Genomic DNA, 16,615 nt, shown 5'->3' with positions numbered 1-16,615 from the left:
CAATACACGCATATGGCGCGTGGCTGCTAACCCGGTACGATCAGGGGATCATGTCGTTGAGGTCATCTCATGTATTTGCCAAGCCATTTTGAAGAAGCGCGCGATGAGCAGCTGCTGCGAACGATCGCGGCCTGTCCTCTGGGCGCATTGGTGATGAACGGTCCCGACGGGCTCGACGCCAATCATCTGCCCTTTCTGATCGACGAAGCGGGCGGCGACAGGAAGCTCCTGGGCCATGTCGCGCGGGCCAATCATTTATGGCGGGAGGCGAACGACGGGGACGAGGCGCTTGTTATCTTCCGCGCTGATGATGCCTACATATCGCCGAACTGGTACCCCAGCAAGCACGAGTCCCATCGCCAGGTCCCGACGTGGAACTACCGTGTCGTGCATGTCCATGGACGAGTCCGGATCCGGGACGACGAGAGATTCCTGCGCGGCGTGGTCGCTCGGCTCACGCGCACGCACGAAGGGCAGACCGGCTCGCCCGGGCCCTGGAAGATGACGGATTCTTCGCCGGAGTACATCGATGAGATGCTATCGAACATCGTTGGCATCGAGATCGAGATCACGGAGATGATCGGCAAGTGGAAGCTCAGCCAGAACAAGGACGAGCGAGATCGCGTCAACGCGGCCGAGGAACTTCGTAAGCGTGGCGCGCAGGAGATCTCGGAGGCAATGCTCGGCACGGTCGGTAGCAAAAGCTAGAACGATTCACTCAGCCGTATCACCGTCCTGGCCGATCCGGTCCAGCCGCTGTTGAAGCCGCATTCGGTCGAGGGATGCAAACGGCAGGTTGAGAAGCAGCCGGATGCGGTTCTGCAGGGCGAAGAACGCCTCCCGGTAGGCCTGGATGCGTTCCCGCTCGGTGCCCTCCACGCCGGCCGGGTCGGGAATCCCCCAGTGGGCCGTGACGGGTTGGCCCGGCCAGACGGGGCACGGTTCTGCCGCTGCACGGTCGCAGACGGTGATGATGAAGTCCATCGACGACGCATCATCCGCGGCGAACTCGTCCCAGCTCTTGCTCCGCAGTCCTTCGGTGGGGAGCTGCATGCGCTCCAGCAGCTGCAGGGCTTCCGGGCGGACTTCGCCTTCGGGCGTGCTTCCGGCGCTGTAGCCGATGAACCGGTCGGAGCCGAGATCGTTGAGAATCGTCTCCGCCATGATGCTGCGCGCCGAGTTTCCGGTGCACAGGAAAAGCGTATGGAACCGGGTGTCGCTCATTGCCTTCTCCCCGCGGCCCGAGCGGATAGACGTTATCCGCATCTTGTAACCCGTTTCCAGTGACGGAATTGTTACAGGGGCGGCCACGTCGGGGGTTCGACGTGTGGGCCGGGGGCGGGCGGCCATATTGACAGCATCCGCTCCCGAACGAGGCGCTGCCGATGCTTCTCTGGATGATAATGAACCCCTGGTTGTTGCCGTGGTGGAGCGGTGTCGGGGATCGGGCACCGCTGAGCGGCGACGTCCACTAGGCGATCTCGCCCCGCACGAGCTGGTTCTCACCGCGGCTGGATGTCCGCTTCGCCGGCGATCCGGCCATCGCACACCATCTGGTTGTCAGAACGACGCGTCGCGAGGGTGCGGTGTACCATGAGGGGCAGGCATCGGCCCGCCCCGGCAGCATCGGGGCCAAGGCCGCCGTGGAGCGCGGTGAATCATCAGGAGGGACGGCAATGATACGCAAGCGATGCATGCAGCAGCTCGCCGCCATCACGCTCGCAGGCGCGGCTGGCTGGAGCGCGAGCGCAGGTGCGGCGCAGGGGCTGTACTCGGCGGACAGCCTCCTCGGGGCGCCGGTGCACGACAGCGAGGGCGAGCGGGTCGGCACGGTGGACGACCTGCTCCTGGGAGACACCATGGCGGTCCACTCGCTGGTGGTGCATACCAACAGCGTCCTGGGCCTCGGCGGGCGCGAGATCGTCGCCGAGCGGGGCACGTTCACGGTGGAGACGGTGGCGGCGGAGAGCGCGTTCAAGGATATCGCCTACGAGGTCCACATGACCGTCGGCGGCGAGGAGATGGAGAACCTGCCCGAGTACGACCAGGGCTGGTGGAACCGCACCAGCGACCGGCTGGAGCAGGCCTGGGAGAATACCCGCGAGGGCAGCCGCAACGCCTGGGAGCGTGCGCAGGAAGTCGGCTCGTCGGTGTGGGAGGAAATTCGCGAGAGTGCCGAATCCGTCGGGGAGACCGTGGACGAGGCCGTCAACGGCGGCGACGGCGCGGATAACGAGGCGCCCTGAATGGGCGAGGCGGCCGGGCGACGTCGCCGCACCGAGGGCGACGCGCCCGCATCGGCTTTGCGGGCGGGGCAGCGCGGTCCCCGGAGCACAGCGAGGCTTGTCGGCCGGCTGAACGACGGCAGCACGGCGGGGGTTGTCCGGAAATCAGCCGGCAAGCCCGGCCCGGGCGTTGTTCCGCGGAATATCGGCCACATGGCTGAGCTTCAGCCAGGTCGGGAACGCGCTGCAAAGCCTGGCCGGGCCGTGCAGACGGATGGTGCCGTCGGCAATCGCCCGCTTCAGTGACACGTCGCCGTACCAGACCCAGGTCATCGTCCGGCTGTCGGTCATGACGAACAGATCGACCTCGAAGCCGGGGTCGGTGATGCACAGGGTCACGCCACTGCGGTCGCCCACCAGCCAGCGGCGCTGCCTGGCGCGCGGCTGATCGGAGAAGTTGAACTCGACGACGGTCCGGCTCTCGGGCATGTTCTCCAGCGCCATCCGCCGGTGCATGTCCCACATGATCAGGTCGGGATCGGCGTCGTCCGCGCTCAGTGTTGCCGGCAGCCAGCGCTTCCCCCATTCCGCCAGGCTCTGGATGGTCGGCAGCAGCTCCTCGCCGGCCGGCGTGAGCACGTACTCCACGTGGCCGCCGCTCCGGCTGCGCTCGATAATGCCGGCGTTCTCCAGGGTCCGCAGACGGCGCGTCAGCAGCGACGGCGACATCCGGGGCACGCCCCGCTGGATGTCGTTGAAGCGGCGTGCGCCCAGCAACAGCTCGCGGAGCACCAGCGGGGTCCAGCGCTCGCCCACGACCTCCGAGGCCAGGGCGAGGGGGCAGAACTGTCCGTAACCCATACCAAGCCTACCTGACAGCATCGCTGCCGTATTGCCCAGCTCTCTGGTAACGATTCTGGCCCCGACAACAGCCCGATTCCACTACAGATTCGGGAGTTGTTCCCGCCGTCCCCCGGCAGTGGAATGGACCCGACGTGGCAGCCGCTGCCGCGACGCCCGGCGGCACTGCCCTTCAACCTGGCGCTCGAAGCCCGCGCCTGAGCGGGAGACGCCCGATCTCGCGAGGACCGCAGGCTGCCACCACCCAGCACCGGAGGGCACACCGATGGACGAGGCAATCACCGAAAACCCGGCCGAAACCTACCACAGCTATCTCGGTCCCGCGCTGTTCGTCCCCTGCGCGGACCGGGTGCTCGCCGCGGCCGCCCCGCAGCCCGGCGAGTCCGCCGTGGACGTCGCCTGCGGCACCGGCATCCTGACACGCCGCCTGGCGCCTCGGATCGGCCCGGACGGGCGCATTACCGGCGTGGATATCAGCCCGGACATGCTCGCCGTGGCGCGGTCGCTGCCGGCGGCCGACGGCGCATTGGTGGACTGGCGGGAGGGCAGCGCGGACGGCTTGCCGGTGGCCGACGGCGGCGCGGACCTGGTGGTCTGCCAGCAGGGATTCCAGTTCTTCCCGGATCGCGCAGCCGCCGCCCGGGAGATGGCTCGGGTCCTGAACCGTGGGGGCCGCGCCGTGATCGCCGTGTGGCGGTCCCTGGAGCACCACCCGGTGTTCCGGGCGCTGATGGAGGCCGAGGCGGACTACCTGGGCGTGCCCCTCGCCCGGGTGGCGGTGCCGTTCTCCCTGGGCGACGCGGACGCGCTTCAGGGGACGCTGACGGCCGCAGGCTTTCGCGGCGTCCGGATCGAGGCGGCATCGTTCACGGCCGAGTTCCCCGATCCGGACCGCTTCATCGAGCTCACGGCGATGGCCGGCGCCGCGGTGATACCGGAGATCAGGCAGGCCGGGCCCGGGGCACAAGCGGCCCTTGTCGACGCCGTCACGCGGGCCTCGGCGGACACGATCCGCCGGCACCGAAGCGGCGACCGGCTCGGTTTCGCCATGCATGCCTGGGTAGCCACGGGCGCGATGCAGTGAGGGCGTTACGCGCGCGCGGCGCTCGCCCGGGCGGATGCCCTCACTCCTCCCGGGCCCAGCCCATGGTCCGCTGCACGGCCTTCTTCCAGCCGCGGTACTTGGCCTCGCGCAGCTCCGTGTCCATGTCGGGCTCGAAGACGCGGTCCAGGGCACCCTTGTTGCGGACCTCGTCCTTGCTCCACAGGCCCACGGCGATGCCGGCCAGGTAGGCGGCGCCCAGGGCCGTGCTCTCGGTGACCGTGGGGCGCTCGACGTTGACGCCGAGCATGTCGGCCTGGAACTGCATGAGCACGTTGTTGGCCACGGCGCCGCCGTCGACGCGCAGGGCCTTCAGGGTGATGCCGGAGTCGGCCTGCATGGCGTCGATCACGTCCCGGGTCTGGTAGGCCAGCGAGTCCAGGGTGGCCCGGGTGATGTGCTCCTTGCGGGTGCCGCGGGTCAGGCCGAAGATGGCGCCGCGGGCGTACATGTCCCAGTACGGGGCGCCCAGCCCGACGAACGCCGGCACCACGTAGACGTCCTCGGCATCCGGGATCTTGCCGGCGAAGTATTCCGAGTCCTCGGCGGAGTCGATCAGGCGCAGCTCGTCGCGCAGCCACTGGATGGCGGCGCCGGCGACGAAGATGGCGCCTTCCAGCGCGTACTCCACGCGCCCGTCCACGCCCCAGGCGATGGTGGTGAGCAGGCCGTGCTCCGAGGGCACGGGGGTCTCGCCGGTATTCATCAGCAGGAAGCAGCCGGTGCCGTAGGTGTTCTTGGCCATGCCCTTGTCGAAGCAGGTCTGGCCGAACAGGGCGGACTGCTGGTCGCCGGCGATGCCGGCGATGGGTACGCGCACGCCGGCGAAGAGGTTCTCGGCGGTGTGCCCGTAGATCTCGCTGGAGGGGCGGACCTCCGGGAGCAGCGACACCGGCACGCCCAGCTCGTCCAGGAGGTGCTGGTCCCATTCCAGGGAGCGGATGTTGTAGAGCATAGTGCGCGAGGCGTTGCTGTAGTCGGTGATGTGGCAGGCCCCGCGGGTGAGATTCCACACCAGCCAGGTATCCATGGTGCCGAACAGCAGCTCGCCGGCCTCGGCGCGCTCGCGCAGCCCGTCGACGTTGTCCAGCAGCCAGCGGATCTTGGTGCCGGAGAAATAGGCGTCCGCCACCAGGCCGGTGGCCTCGCGGATGTAGGGCTCCAGGCCGCGGGCCTTGAGGTCGTCGCAGATGGCCGCCGAGCGCCGGTCCTGCCAGACGATGGCGTTGTGCACCGGCTTGCCGGTCTGCCGGTCCCAGATCACGGTGGTCTCGCGCTGGTTGGTAATGCCGATGCCGGCGAGCTGGGACGGCTGGATGCCGTTGGTCTCCAGGGCCTCGCGGGCGACGCCCATCTGCGCGCCCCAGATCTCCATGGCGTCGTGCTCTACCCAGCCGGAGTGGGGGAAGTGCTGGGTGAACTCCTTCTGTGCCGTGCCCACGATGCGCGCCTCCCGGTCGAAGAGGATCGCGCGACAGCTGGTGGTGCCCTGGTCCAGGGCCAGGATGTAGTTCTTGTCCATGGCGGCTCTCCTCCGTCAATCACTACGGGCATCATGCGACCGTGCAGGCCCGGTGGGGAAGGGCCCGTCACCCGCGCCGACGCGGCAGGGAAGCGGACGGTGCCGGCGCATTGCGCCCCGGCACCGTCCGTCAGGGAGGGGCCTTAGTTGCTTTCGTTCTGCCAGCCCTCGATCAGCTCGTCGTAGGACACGGTTTCGCCCTGGGGCTTCTCGTTGTCCAGCTCGGGCTTCGGCGCGCCCGGCTGATCCAGCCAGTACTGCGGATCCCGCTCCTCGTTGAGGCGGACCGGGTAGCTGTCCTGGGCGCCGGCACGCTCCAGGCGGGCCATGAGCTCATCCATCTCGGTGGCCAGGTTGTCCATGGCCTCCTGCGCGGAGACATTGCCGCTGACGGCGTCCGAGATGTTCTGCCACCACATCTGTGTCATGCGCGGATAGTCCGGCACGTTGAAGCCCGTGTCGGTCCACAGCTCGCGGGCCGGGCTCCGGTAGAACTCGATCAGGCCGCCGAGGGCCTCGGAGCGCTCCGTGAACGACTCGTGGTGGATGGTGGAGTCGCGGATGAAGGTCAGCCCCTCGTGGCTCTTGGCCGTGTCCACCGACTTGGAGACCGTGAACTGGGCGTACAGCCAGGCGGCGGCACGCGCGTCCTCCTCGGTGTGGTTGAGCAGCAGCCAGGAGCCGATGTCCTGGTAGCCGACCTTCATGCCCTCCTCCCAGTAGGGGCCGTGGGGCGAAGGCGCCATCCGCCACTTGGGGTTGCCCTCATCGTCGGTCACGGGCAGCTCCGGGTCGGTCATGCTTGCCGTGAAGGCCGTATACCAGAAGATCTGCTGGGCGATCTGGCCCTGGGCGGGGACCGGCCCGGCCTCCGAGAAGGTCATGCCGCTCGCCTCCGGGGGCGCGTAGTTCTCCAGCCACTCGATGAACTTCTCCAGGGAGTACACGGCGGCGGGGGCGTTGGTGGCGCCGCCGCGGCTCATGCTGGCGCCCTTGGGATGGCCGTCCTCGTCCATGCGGATGCCCCACTCGTCCACCGGGCGACCGTTGGGCAGACCCGTGTCGCCGCCGCCGGCCATGGAGATCCACGCATCGGTGAAGCGCCACGCCAGGGACGGGTCGCGGCGGCCGTAGTCCATGTGGCCGTAGACCCGCTCGCCGTCGATCTCGCCGACGTGCTCGGTGAAGAACTCGGCGATGTCCTCGTAGGCGGACCAGTTCACCGGCACGCCCAGCTCGTAGCCGTAGATCTCCTGGAACTGCTCGCGCAGGTCCTCCCGCTGGAACCAGTCATAGCGGAACCAGTACAGGTTCGCGAACTGCTGGTCCGGCATCTGGTACAGCTTGCCGTCCGGGCTGCGGGCGGCGTTGAGGTTGATGAAATCGTCCAGGTCCAGGGTCGGCAGGACCAGGTCCGGGTTGTCGTTCATGTAGTCCTCGATCGGGTACACCGTGTCGTAGCGCACGTGCGTTCCGATGAGGTCGGCGTCGCTGATATAGGCGTCGTAGATGCCGCGGCCGGTCTGCATCTCCGTCTGCAGGTTCTCCACCACGTCACCCTCGCCGATGAGGTCGTGGGTCAGGTTGACGCCGGTCATCTCCGAGAACGCCTCGGCCAGCACCTCGGACTCCCACTGGTGGGTGGTGATGGGCTCCGAGACCACGGTGATGTCCATGCCCCGGTACGGCTCGGTCGCCTCGATGAACCAGCGCATCTCCTCGAGCTGCTCCTCGCGGCTGAGTACCGAAGGCTGGAGATGCTCGTCGACGATGCGCTCGGCGATCTCCATGCGTTCTTCCATGGTCATGTCGTCCTGCGCATGCGCGGCGGAAGCGGCGACCAGGCCCAGGGCCAGCGCCGTCACCGAGCATGCGGCTCGTTGCAGGTTGGTAGACATCAGGGTTCTCCTCCATTTCTGCATCCCGAGTCCGGAACGCGAACTCGCTGTGCGCAGCATTGTTGTGGCGCGTCACGGAGGCTGCGCCCCCTCCACGACGGCATGGGCCCGTCAGCCCCAGCGCAGGAGCACGGCGATCCACACCAGGCACGCGACGGTGGCGAAGCCCACGTGCATGTCGGTGAAGCCGAGCCACGCCAGGTGGATGAAGCCGCTGCTGAGCAGGCCGATGAACAGCCGGTCGCCCCGGGTCGTGCGCAGCGGCAGAAAGCCCTTGCGCTCCACGGTCGGGTAGACGACCTCGGCGACGGTCATGCAGGCCAGCAGCGTGGCGATGAAGATGAAGAAGCCCGCCGTCGGCCAGGTCCACATCATCCAGTCGAGTTCCATGAGCATCCCGAGTCTCCCGTCAGACGCGGCCCAGCGACAGGCCGCGGGCGAGGTTGTTGCGGACGAACCAGATCACCACGGCGCCGGGAATCATGGTCACCACCCCGGCGGCGGCGAGCAGGCCCCAGTCGATGCCGGTGGCGCTGATGGTCTGGGTCATGGTCACGGAGAACGGCCGGGCGTTGGTCGCGGTCAGGGTGCGCGCGAGCAGCAGCTCCACCCAGCTGAACACGAACACGAAAAAGGCCGTCACGCCGATGCCGCCGCGGATGAGCGGGATGAAAATGGTCACGAAGAAGCGCGAGAAGCTGTAGCCGTCGATGTAGGCCGTCTCGTCGATCTCCTTGGGGATCCCGCGCATGAAGCCTTCCAGGATCCAGATGGCCAGCGGCACGTTGAACAGCGCATGGGCCAGGGCCACCGCCAGGTGCGTGTCGTACAGGCCGATGTTCTGGTAGAGCTGGAAGAACGGCAGCAGGAACACCGCCGGCGGCGCCATGCGGTTGGTGAGCAGCCAGAAGAACAGGTGCTTGTCCCCGAGGAAGGAGAAGCGCGAGAACGCGTAGGCCGCCGGCAGCGCCACCGTCAGCGAGATCGCCATGTTCAGCAGCACGTAGGTGATGCTGTTGAGATAGCTGCCGTACCACGAGGCGTCCGTCACCAGCGTGATGTAGTTCTGGAACGTGTAGCGCTCCGGGTAGAGGCTGAACGAGCCCAGGATCTCGTGGTTGGGCTGCAGTGACAGATTGATCATCCAGTACAGCGGCAGGATGAGGAAGATCAGGTAGGCAGCCAGCCCAATATGGCTTGTCCGGATTCGCATCACCGCCTCCTTACTCGCGGTCCATGCGCGTGATGACCGTGTAGAACAGCCAGCTCAGCGCCAGGATGAACAGGAAGTACACCAGCGAGAACGCGGCGGCGCGGCCCAGGTCGAACTGGCCCACGCCGATGGTCGCGAGGTACTGGCTGAGAAACGTCGTCGTCGTCCCCGGGCCGCCGCCGGTGAGGACGAACGGCTCCGCGTAGAGCTTGAAGCTGTCCATGAAGCGCAGCAGGATGGCGATGAGCAGCACCCCGCGCATGCGCGGCAGCTCCACGTAGCGGAAGATGGCCCAGCGCGAGGCGCCGTCGACGCGGGCGGCCTGGTAGTAGGCGCCGGGGATCGCGCGCAGGCCAGCGTAGGCCAGCAGCACGGTCAGCGACGTCCAGTGCCAGACGTCCATGACCAGCACCGTCAGCCAGGCGTCGACGGGGTTGCGCTGGATGTTGTAGTCGAGCCCCAGCTCGTTGAGGGCCACGCCGAGCAGGCCGATGTCGGGGCGGGTGAACAGCAGCCAGCCCGTGCCCACCACGTTCCAGGGGATCAGCAGCGGCAGCGACACCAGCACCAGCGCCACCGACACCATGATGCCGCGTGTGGGCATGGCCAGGGCGATGGCGACCCCCAGCGGGATCTGGATGAGCAGGGTGATCACGGAAAACGCCAGCTGCCTGCCGAAGGCGGCCTGCAGCTCCGGGTCGCGGATGGTGTCCCGGAACCACTCGGTGCCCACGAAGAAGGCATTGGCGTAGTCCTGGCCGAAGATGTCCTGGACCGAGTAGTTCACCACCGTCATCAGCGGAATGACGGCGCTGAAGATGAACAGCACGGCAAGTGCCGGGAGGACCAGGAACCACGCTTTTTGATTCTGGATCTTTTCCATGGCTGTCGCTTACTCCACCAGCTCGTTGTCGCAGTACAGCCGGACCCACTCCTGCGGAAACCGCAGGCCGAGGCGCTCGCCCGGCTGGACGCGCCGGCCTTCCGGGACCCGGACGCGCACGCGCCGGGAGCCGATCGTGACCAGGCACAGCGCGTAGCTGCCCAGGTCCTCCACGGTCTCCGCCGTCGCCGTGCAGTGCCCCTCGTCGGCCGTCGGCGCCACCTCCATGCGGGACGGACGGATGCCCAGCTCCAGCGCGCCCGACAGCCGCGCGGCCCGTCTTGCCAGCGTCTCCGGCAGCGGGATGGCGACCTCCGGGGTGACCCGCGCGGCCTCTCCCTCGATACGGCAGGGCAGGAAGTTCATGCCGGGTGAGCCGATGAAGTAGCCGACGAAGGTGTGCGCCGGGTTCTCGAAGAGCTCCTGCGGCGTGCCCGTCTGGACGAGGCGCCCGTCGTCCATGACCACCACCTTGTCGGCGAAGGTCAGCGCCTCGGTCTGGTCGTGGGTGACGTAGATGAGGGTATGGCCGAACTCGGCGTGGATCTGCCGCAGCTTGCGCCGCAGCACCCACTTCATGTGCGGGTCGATCACCGTCAGCGGCTCGTCGAAGAGAATCGCCGCGACGTCGTCGCGCACGAGCCCGCGTCCCATGGAGATCTTCTGCTTCTCCTCGGCCCCCAGGTTCGCCGCCTTGCGCCCGAGCATACCCTCGAGCTCGAGCATCTCGGCGACGGCCCGGACGCGCTTGCGGACATGCGCCTTCGGCGCGCCGCGATTGCGCAGCGGGAAGGCGAGGTTCTCCTCGACGGTCATGGTGTCGTAGAGCACCGGGAACTGGAACACCTGCGCGATGTTGCGCTTCTCCGGCGGCATGGCGGTGACGTCCTCGCCGTCGAACAGCACCCGGCCCTGTGACGGCGTCACCAGGCCGGAGGTGATGTTGAGCAGCGTGGTCTTGCCGCAGCCCGAGGGGCCGAGCAACGCGTACGCGCCGCCGTCGTCCCAGGTGTGGGCAATGGGCTTGAGGGCATAGTCCGCCTCCGATTGCGGGCGGCCGGAGTAGCTGTGGGCGACGTCGTCGAACTCGATACGGGCCATGGCGCTATCCCTCCCCCCTGGCGCTGCGCTCCGGTGCGCCGGCGAGGGCGCCGCTGTCGTCGAAGGCGTACAGGTGATGGGGGAGTACCGTCATGCGCACATGCTCGCCCGGGGCGACATGGTGGATGCCGTCCATCTGCGCTACCCACTCGTAGTCGCCCTGGCGGAAATAGATCAGCGACTCCGATCCGCTCAGCTCCACCAGGTCGCATGTCCCCTCGATGGCGAGGCTCTCCGCCGCCGGGGCGTCGTAGCCGAGATGGTGCGGGCGGATGCCGATGTGGTAGCGGCCGGCACGGAGACCGGTCAGGTGCGCGGGCACCGGGATGTCGTGGCCGTCGTCCAGCTTCAGGGTGCCGTCGTCGAGGCGCGCGGGCACCATGTTCATGGGCGGATCGTTGAACACCCGGGCGACCCGGAGATCCGACGGCTGCAGGAAGCTGGCCACGGTGTCCCCGTACTGGATCACCTGCCCCTGGTACATGACGGCGGTGTTGCCCCCGAGGGTAAGCGCCTCGGTGGGCTCCGTGGTGGCATAGACCACCACGGCGTCGCGCGCGGCGAGGAGATGGCGCAATTCCTCGCGCAGCTCCTCGCGCAGCTTGTAGTCCAGGTTCACCAGCGGCTCGTCCAGCAGCAGGAGGCGGGTCTCGCGCACCAGCGCCCGGGCCAGGGCGGTGCGCTGCTGCTGCCCGCCGGAGAGCTCGGCGGGGAGGCGGTCGAGCAGGTGCTCGATGTGCAGCAGCTCCGCCATTTCCCCCACCCGGCGCTCGATCTCGGCGGCCGGCTCCCGGGCGATCCGCAGCGGCGAGGCGATGTTGTCGCGCACGCTCATGCCGGGGTAGTTGATGAACTGCTGGTACACCATGGCGACGCTGCGGTTGCGCACCGACTGCCTTGTGACGTCCGTGCCGTTCTCCACCACGCGCCCGGTGGTCGGCCGGTCCAGCCCGGCCATGATGCGCATGAGCGTGGTCTTGCCGGCCAGGGTCCGGCCCAGGAGCACGTTGAAGCTGCCGGGCTCCAGGGTCAGGTCCAGCGGGTACAGGTGGGTCTCTCCCCCGACCACCTTGCTGATGTTCTCCAGTCGCAGTGACATGGCTTCTCCGTCATGATCATTATTCTGTTGCGGCGCACCGGTCTCAGGAGGTGCCGGTCTCCGGGACTGCGGCGAACCACGCCTCGATCCGCTCCCGGGTCGCCGCGGAGACATGGAGGCCGAGCCGCGAGCGCCGCCAGAGTACCGCCTCGGCGCTCTCCGCCCACTCGTGATCGCGCAGGTACCGCAATTCTGCAGCATAGATCGAGTCGCCGAGATCGTCGCCCAGCTCGGCGAGCGAGCGGGCGTCGCCGACGATCTGCTCCGTCCGCGTACCGTAGTTCCTGGCGTACCGCCACGCCAGCTCCGCCGGCAGGAACGGGTAACGTTGCCGCACCCGGTCCAGGTAGCCGTCGAAGTCGGCATCCGGGATGTCGCCCCCGGGCAGGGGCGTGTCGGCGGTCCAGCGCCGGGTCTCGCGCAGCTGCAGGGGGCGGGCCAGCAGATCCATCGCTTCCTCGGCGAGCTTGCGGTAGGTGGTGATCTTGCCGCCGAAGATCGACAGCATGGGCGCCCGGCCCTCGCGCGCATCCAGGTCCAGCACGTAGTCCCGGGTGATGGCGGAGGCGTTCTCCGCGGCGTCGTCGTAGAGCGGGCGCACGCCGGAGTAGGTCCAGGCGATGTCCTCCCGGGTGACCGGCCGCTCGAAAAAGGTGTTGACCGTGTCGCAGAGATAATCGATCTCCCGGTCGGAGATCTCCACCACCGACGGGTCGCCCTCGAACAGCTCGTCGGTGGTGCCGATCAGCGTGTACCGGCCCTCGTACGGGATCACGAAGATCACCCGCTTGTCCGGATTCTGGAAGACGTAGGCGTAGTCGTGGTCGTAGAGCCGGTGGACCACGATGTGGCTGCCCTTGATCAGTCGTACCTGCTTGTCGGCACGGGACTGGCCGGTCTGGTCCAGGAAGCGGCTGACCCAGGGGCCGGCGGCGTTGACCACCGCCCGGGCGCGGACCTGCTGCGTCCCGCCGCTGCGCTGGTCGGCGAGCTCCACGTCCCAGTGGCCGTCGTGACGCGTCGCGCCCGTACAGGCGGTGCGGGTTAGCACGGTGGCCCCGTTCTCGGCGGCGTCGACGGCGTTGAGGATCACCAGCCGGGAATCCTGCACCCAGCAATCCGAGTAGACGTAGCCGCGGGTCAGCTTCGGCTGCAGCTGCTCGCCGGCGGCGTGGCGCCGCAGGTTGACGCCGTTCGAGGGCGGCAGCAGCTTGCGCCCTCCCAGGTGGTCGTACAGGAACAGGCCCAGGCGGATCATCCAGCGCGGGCGCAGCCCCCTGCTGTGGGGCATGACGAAACGCAGGGGCCAGATGATGTGGGGCGCCGCCCGCAGCAGGACCTCGCGCTCGATGAGCGCCTTGCGCACCAGGCTGAACTCGTAGTACTCCAGGTACCGCAGGCCGCCGTGGACCAGCTTCGTGCTGGCCGAGGAGGTATGGGCGGCCAGGTCATCGCGCTCGCACAGGAGCACCTTGAGGCCGCGTCCGGCGGCATCGCGGGCGATGCCGGTGCCGTTGATGCCGCCGCCGACGATGAGCAGGTCGTACGTGTCGTCCAGGGATGCCATGAGCGTTTTCGGATTTTTTCGATGTATGGTTCAAACGAACATAGCAGGAAAAAAACGAAGGTCAATACGCACTGCGGCGAAAACGAGGCATGGCCAGCCCGCCACGGGCGGCCCCGATTCCGGGGCCGCCCGTGGCGGGCTGGAGGCGTGGTGCCGGGGCGTGCCGTCGGGTTCCGTGAAGCCTCGCCTCCGCCGGAGTCATTCGGCGGCGACCTCCACCCGGGTGTCGCTGTCATCGAGCAACCGCCGCCACTGCGGCGGGGGATCGGCATCCGTGAACACTGCATCCAGCTGGCGGATGTGGCCGAGCTCCACCATGGCGCTGCGGCCGAACTTGCTGCGGTCCGCCGCCAGCCAGACCCGCCGCGAGTGGGCCATGATGGCCTGCACCACCCGAACCTCCTGGTAGTCGAAATCCAGCAGCGCACCGTCCGTGTCGATGCCCGAGATGCCGATGACGCCGTAGTCCACGCGGAACTGGCGGATGAAGTCGATGGTGGCCTCGCCGGTGATGCCGCGGTCGCGGGAGCGCACCACGCCGCCGGCGATGATGATCTCGAAGCTCGCGTTGTCGCTGAGGATGGTGGCCACGTTGAGGTTGTTGGTGATCACCCGCAGACCGTTGTGGGCGAGCAGGGCCTTGGCCACCTCCTCGGTGGTGGTGCCGAGGGTCATGAACAGCGACGCCTGGTCGGGGATCTGCGCAGCCATGCGCCGGGCGATGCGCTGCTTCGCCTCCTGCTGCATCACCCGCCGGGCGCGGTAGGCCACGTTCTCGACGCTGGACGGCAGGCCGGCGCCGCCGTGGTGCCGGCGCAGCATGCCGGCCGCGCAGAGCTGGTTGATGTCCCGGCGGATGGTCTGCGGGGTCATGTCGAAATCCCGGGACAGCACCTCGATGGTCACGAACCCTTCCTGCTTGACCCGCTGCATGATGTCGCGCTGACGCGGCGTGATGTCGTCCATCGGAAGTCCCCTGCCGGTGCCGGATGTTCGTTTTCGAAAACTGCGCTTGACAAAATCACCAAAAACGAAAAAATTGCGTGATAAAACGATAAACCAAAGCATAGCGGAGGATAGCGTGTCATGCCGGATACGTCGCCCGCACCGGCTCCGGCCACCGATCCGGTAAGGAGATGACAGCCATGGCTTTTCGAGTCGCAATCAACGGATACGGGCGTATCGGCCGCAATACGCTGCGTGCGCTCCATGAGCAGGGGCGCACGGACCTGGACATCGTCGCGGTCAACGATCTCGGCGACGCCGAGACCAACGCGTACCTGACGCGCCACGACAGCGTCCACGGCCGTTTCCCCGGCGACGTCGCGGTGGACGACGACGACCTGGTGGTCAACGGGCGGCGCGTGCGCGTTCTCGCCGAGCGGGATCCGGCGAAGCTCCCCTGGCGGGAGCTGGAGGTGGACGCCGTGCTCGAGTGCACGGGGCTCTTCACCAGCAAGGCCAAGGCGTCGGCGCACCTGGAGGCGGGAGCGCGCCGCGTGGTGATCTCCGCGCCGGGCGGCAGCGACGTGGACGCCACCGTCGTCTACGGGGTCAATGATGATGTCCTGACGGCGGAGCACGAGGTCATCTCCAATGCCTCGTGCACCACCAACTGCCTGGCGCCGCTGGTGAAGGTGCTGCACGAGGCGGTGGGCGTCGAGCGCGGCCTGATGAACACCATCCACTCGTACACCAACGACCAGGTGCTCAGCGATGTCTACCACAAGGACCCGCGCCGCGCCCGCTCCGCCACCCAGTCCATGATCCCCACGCAGACCGGCGCGGCCGCTTCCGTCGGCCTGGTGCTGCCGGAGCTGGCCGGGCGGCTGGACGGCTTCGCCGTGCGGGTTCCGACCATCAACGTCTCGCTGGTGGACTTCACCTTCCAGCCGTCCCGGGACGCCGGCGCCGACGCCGTGGACCGGGCGCTCCGCGAGGCGGCTGCGGGCCCGCTCGCGGGGATTCTCAATGTCTGCGACGAGCCGCTGGTGTCGAAGGATTTCAACCATGACCCCGCGTCGGCGACCTACGACCCGTCCATGACCCGTGTCTGCCAGGACCGGCTGATCAAGGTCTGCGCCTGGTATGACAACGAGTGGGGGTTCTCGAACCGGATGCTCGATACCGCCGCCGCCCTGCTGCGCGCCGCCCGCTAGCCGTTGCCGCGGCCCGTCAGCCGCTGCAGAGGTAGACGTCGAAGCGGGTGCTGCTGCCGCCGCAGGTGAAATCCGGTGCCGGCCCCCGCAGCGCCGGCGCACGGCGCTGGCGCTTGACGACGACGCGCCCGGTGGCGGCGGCCCGTGCCGCCTGCAGCAGCGCCGACGGGTCGGGATCGTGGCCCAGCAGGGCCTGCAGGTGCTGCATGGACCGGCCCGAGCGCGCGCCTCCGCGGCGGACTGGGTACATGGGGTCGAGGCAGACCACATCCGGCCGCTCGTCCGGCGCGAGCCGCCGCAGGTAATCCAGGGCGTCATCGTGGACCAGCGCCAGTCGCTGCGTCATCGCCGCCGTCCGGGGATCGTCCGCGGCGCGGCGAATGCCGTCCGCCAGCAGGGCCGCGATCACCGGCGAGCGCTCCACAAGCACCACCGGGCAGCCCGCCGCCGCCAGGACGGCCGCATCCTGGCCCAGACCGGCGGTGGCGTCGACGACCCGGGGGCGCTTGCCGCGGCGGGCCCCCACGGCCCGCGCCAGAGGCTCGCGGGCGGCGCCGGCCTGCTGCAGGCGGCGCAGGAACCCCTCCTCCAGGAAATCGACGCGGATGGAGCCCGGCTTCCCGGGGCGGGAGTCCCCGAGCTGCAGCGCATGTGCGGCTGCCCAGAGGCGCAGCCCGGGTGGTGTCGAGGCGGACGCCCGGGGCAGGTTCCAGGTGTGTGCCACCGCGTCCGCCGCCGGGGCGTCCTCCGGCGTGGCAGCGGCGACGTAACAGTGTTCCGTGGCCTTCTGTCTCATGGAAAAAACAAGGAAATCAGTCAGATGAAGATGAGTTGCCGGCCTTGTGGCAGTTGTGGGGGGTCGCCTGCTGCCGTAAGATAGCGTCATCGTACCGCGCATCGGGCGTCACTGGCGCGGAACGTTCGCGCCACCGCTGTCGCGCTCGATCGCCGCGGGCGGTGGTCCACGCGCCGGCGCGTCCGGCGG

16 protein-coding genes are annotated in these 16,615 nt (G+C 68.3%); 4 read left to right on the top strand and 12 right to left on the bottom strand.

The window, feature by feature from the left end; translation table 11 throughout:
- The first annotated feature begins 69 nt into the window (after positions 1-69).
- Complete coding sequence (locus QWY84_RS01465) at positions 70-708, top strand: FMN-binding negative transcriptional regulator (RefSeq protein ID WP_290200672.1); 639 nt, start codon at positions 70-72, stop codon at positions 706-708.
- Between the two features lie 6 nt (positions 709-714).
- On the opposite strand, the gene QWY84_RS01460 is transcribed toward QWY84_RS01465, so the two are convergent.
- Positions 715-1,224 (bottom strand): arsenate reductase ArsC, encoded by a 510-nt coding sequence (locus tag QWY84_RS01460; RefSeq protein WP_290200671.1) that lies wholly within the window; start codon positions 1,222-1,224, stop codon positions 715-717.
- A gap of 452 nt (positions 1,225-1,676) precedes the next feature.
- Between QWY84_RS01460 and QWY84_RS01455 the strand changes: the two genes are divergently transcribed.
- Positions 1,677-2,246, top strand: coding sequence for a PRC-barrel domain-containing protein (locus QWY84_RS01455; protein ID WP_290200670.1), 570 nt, complete (start codon positions 1,677-1,679; stop codon positions 2,244-2,246).
- 144 nt (positions 2,247-2,390) lie between these two features.
- Here QWY84_RS01455 and QWY84_RS01450 read toward each other — a convergent pair whose 3' ends face one another.
- Complete coding sequence (locus tag QWY84_RS01450) at positions 2,391-3,086, bottom strand: winged helix-turn-helix transcriptional regulator (protein WP_290200669.1); 696 nt, start codon at positions 3,084-3,086, stop codon at positions 2,391-2,393.
- A gap of 265 nt (positions 3,087-3,351) precedes the next feature.
- Here QWY84_RS01450 and QWY84_RS01445 point away from each other — a divergent pair, with 265 nt between their 5' ends.
- Entirely contained in the window at positions 3,352-4,170 is an 819-nt protein-coding gene (locus QWY84_RS01445; protein WP_290200668.1) for a methyltransferase domain-containing protein, read from the top strand.
- A 40-nt stretch (positions 4,171-4,210) separates the two neighbouring features.
- Here the strand turns inward: QWY84_RS01445 and glpK are convergent, their stop codons facing one another.
- From glpK to QWY84_RS01400, 9 genes are all read right to left on the bottom strand, one after another.
- Entirely contained in the window at positions 4,211-5,710 is a 1,500-nt protein-coding gene (gene glpK, locus QWY84_RS01440; protein ID WP_290200667.1) for a glycerol kinase GlpK, read from the bottom strand.
- Positions 5,711-5,853: 143 nt separating this feature from the next.
- Positions 5,854-7,608: an ABC transporter substrate-binding protein gene (locus QWY84_RS01435; protein ID WP_290200666.1), complete on the bottom strand. Its 1,755-nt coding sequence runs from the start codon at positions 7,606-7,608 to the stop codon at positions 5,854-5,856.
- A 111-nt stretch (positions 7,609-7,719) separates the two neighbouring features.
- Positions 7,720-8,004: a DUF2160 domain-containing protein gene (locus tag QWY84_RS01430; protein WP_290200665.1), complete on the bottom strand. Its 285-nt coding sequence runs from the start codon at positions 8,002-8,004 to the stop codon at positions 7,720-7,722.
- A gap of 13 nt (positions 8,005-8,017) precedes the next feature.
- Positions 8,018-8,821: a carbohydrate ABC transporter permease gene (locus QWY84_RS01425; protein ID WP_290200664.1), complete on the bottom strand. Its 804-nt coding sequence runs from the start codon at positions 8,819-8,821 to the stop codon at positions 8,018-8,020.
- A gap of 10 nt (positions 8,822-8,831) precedes the next feature.
- Complete coding sequence (locus QWY84_RS01420) at positions 8,832-9,704, bottom strand: carbohydrate ABC transporter permease (RefSeq protein ID WP_290200663.1); 873 nt, start codon at positions 9,702-9,704, stop codon at positions 8,832-8,834.
- A 9-nt stretch (positions 9,705-9,713) separates the two neighbouring features.
- Positions 9,714-10,805, bottom strand: coding sequence for an ABC transporter ATP-binding protein (locus tag QWY84_RS01415; protein ID WP_290200662.1), 1,092 nt, complete (start codon positions 10,803-10,805; stop codon positions 9,714-9,716).
- Between the two features lie 4 nt (positions 10,806-10,809).
- Entirely contained in the window at positions 10,810-11,904 is a 1,095-nt protein-coding gene (locus QWY84_RS01410; RefSeq protein WP_290200661.1) for an ABC transporter ATP-binding protein, read from the bottom strand.
- Positions 11,905-11,947: 43 nt separating this feature from the next.
- Positions 11,948-13,471 (bottom strand): glycerol-3-phosphate dehydrogenase, encoded by a 1,524-nt coding sequence (glpD, locus tag QWY84_RS01405; RefSeq protein WP_290200660.1) that lies wholly within the window; start codon positions 13,469-13,471, stop codon positions 11,948-11,950.
- A gap of 198 nt (positions 13,472-13,669) precedes the next feature.
- Positions 13,670-14,437, bottom strand: coding sequence for a DeoR family transcriptional regulator (locus tag QWY84_RS01400; RefSeq protein ID WP_290200659.1), 768 nt, complete (start codon positions 14,435-14,437; stop codon positions 13,670-13,672).
- A gap of 179 nt (positions 14,438-14,616) precedes the next feature.
- Between QWY84_RS01400 and gap the strand changes: the two genes are divergently transcribed.
- The gene (gap, locus tag QWY84_RS01395; RefSeq protein WP_290200658.1) at positions 14,617-15,630 is read left to right on the top strand and encodes a type I glyceraldehyde-3-phosphate dehydrogenase; all 1,014 of its coding nucleotides are present in this window, start codon (positions 14,617-14,619) and stop codon (positions 15,628-15,630) included.
- Positions 15,631-15,646: 16 nt separating this feature from the next.
- On the opposite strand, the gene QWY84_RS01390 is transcribed toward gap, so the two are convergent.
- A complete protein-coding gene (locus tag QWY84_RS01390) occupies positions 15,647-16,426 on the bottom strand; it encodes a class I SAM-dependent methyltransferase (protein ID WP_290200657.1) in 780 nt (259 codons plus the stop codon).
- Positions 16,427-16,615: the final 189 nt, after the last annotated feature.

The sequence above is a fragment of the Aquisalimonas lutea genome, assembly GCF_030409225.1.
GTDB classification, from domain to species: domain Bacteria; phylum Pseudomonadota; class Gammaproteobacteria; order Nitrococcales; family Aquisalimonadaceae; genus Aquisalimonas; species Aquisalimonas lutea.
This window is presented reverse-complemented; position numbering and strand designations above follow the sequence as displayed.

What these genes read in the sequence shown, in the direction of transcription:
- QWY84_RS01465 (WP_290200672.1), top strand. Translation starts at nt 70, where the DNA reads ATGTATTTGCCAAGCCATTTTGAAGAAGCGCGCGATGAGCAGCTGCTG.
- QWY84_RS01460 (WP_290200671.1), bottom strand. Translation starts at nt 1,224, where the DNA reads ATGAGCGACACCCGGTTCCATACGCTTTTCCTGTGCACCGGAAACTCG.
- QWY84_RS01455 (WP_290200670.1), top strand. Translation starts at nt 1,677, where the DNA reads ATGATACGCAAGCGATGCATGCAGCAGCTCGCCGCCATCACGCTCGCA.
- QWY84_RS01450 (WP_290200669.1), bottom strand. Translation starts at nt 3,086, where the DNA reads ATGGGTTACGGACAGTTCTGCCCCCTCGCCCTGGCCTCGGAGGTCGTG.
- QWY84_RS01445 (WP_290200668.1), top strand. Translation starts at nt 3,352, where the DNA reads ATGGACGAGGCAATCACCGAAAACCCGGCCGAAACCTACCACAGCTAT.
- glpK (WP_290200667.1), bottom strand. Translation starts at nt 5,710, where the DNA reads ATGGACAAGAACTACATCCTGGCCCTGGACCAGGGCACCACCAGCTGT.
- QWY84_RS01435 (WP_290200666.1), bottom strand. Translation starts at nt 7,608, where the DNA reads ATGTCTACCAACCTGCAACGAGCCGCATGCTCGGTGACGGCGCTGGCC.
- QWY84_RS01430 (WP_290200665.1), bottom strand. Translation starts at nt 8,004, where the DNA reads ATGCTCATGGAACTCGACTGGATGATGTGGACCTGGCCGACGGCGGGC.
- QWY84_RS01425 (WP_290200664.1), bottom strand. Translation starts at nt 8,821, where the DNA reads ATGCGAATCCGGACAAGCCATATTGGGCTGGCTGCCTACCTGATCTTC.
- QWY84_RS01420 (WP_290200663.1), bottom strand. Translation starts at nt 9,704, where the DNA reads ATGGAAAAGATCCAGAATCAAAAAGCGTGGTTCCTGGTCCTCCCGGCA.
- QWY84_RS01415 (WP_290200662.1), bottom strand. Translation starts at nt 10,805, where the DNA reads ATGGCCCGTATCGAGTTCGACGACGTCGCCCACAGCTACTCCGGCCGC.
- QWY84_RS01410 (WP_290200661.1), bottom strand. Translation starts at nt 11,904, where the DNA reads ATGTCACTGCGACTGGAGAACATCAGCAAGGTGGTCGGGGGAGAGACC.
- glpD (WP_290200660.1), bottom strand. Translation starts at nt 13,471, where the DNA reads ATGGCATCCCTGGACGACACGTACGACCTGCTCATCGTCGGCGGCGGC.
- QWY84_RS01400 (WP_290200659.1), bottom strand. Translation starts at nt 14,437, where the DNA reads ATGGACGACATCACGCCGCGTCAGCGCGACATCATGCAGCGGGTCAAG.
- gap (WP_290200658.1), top strand. Translation starts at nt 14,617, where the DNA reads ATGGCTTTTCGAGTCGCAATCAACGGATACGGGCGTATCGGCCGCAAT.
- QWY84_RS01390 (WP_290200657.1), bottom strand. Translation starts at nt 16,426, where the DNA reads ATGAGACAGAAGGCCACGGAACACTGTTACGTCGCCGCTGCCACGCCG.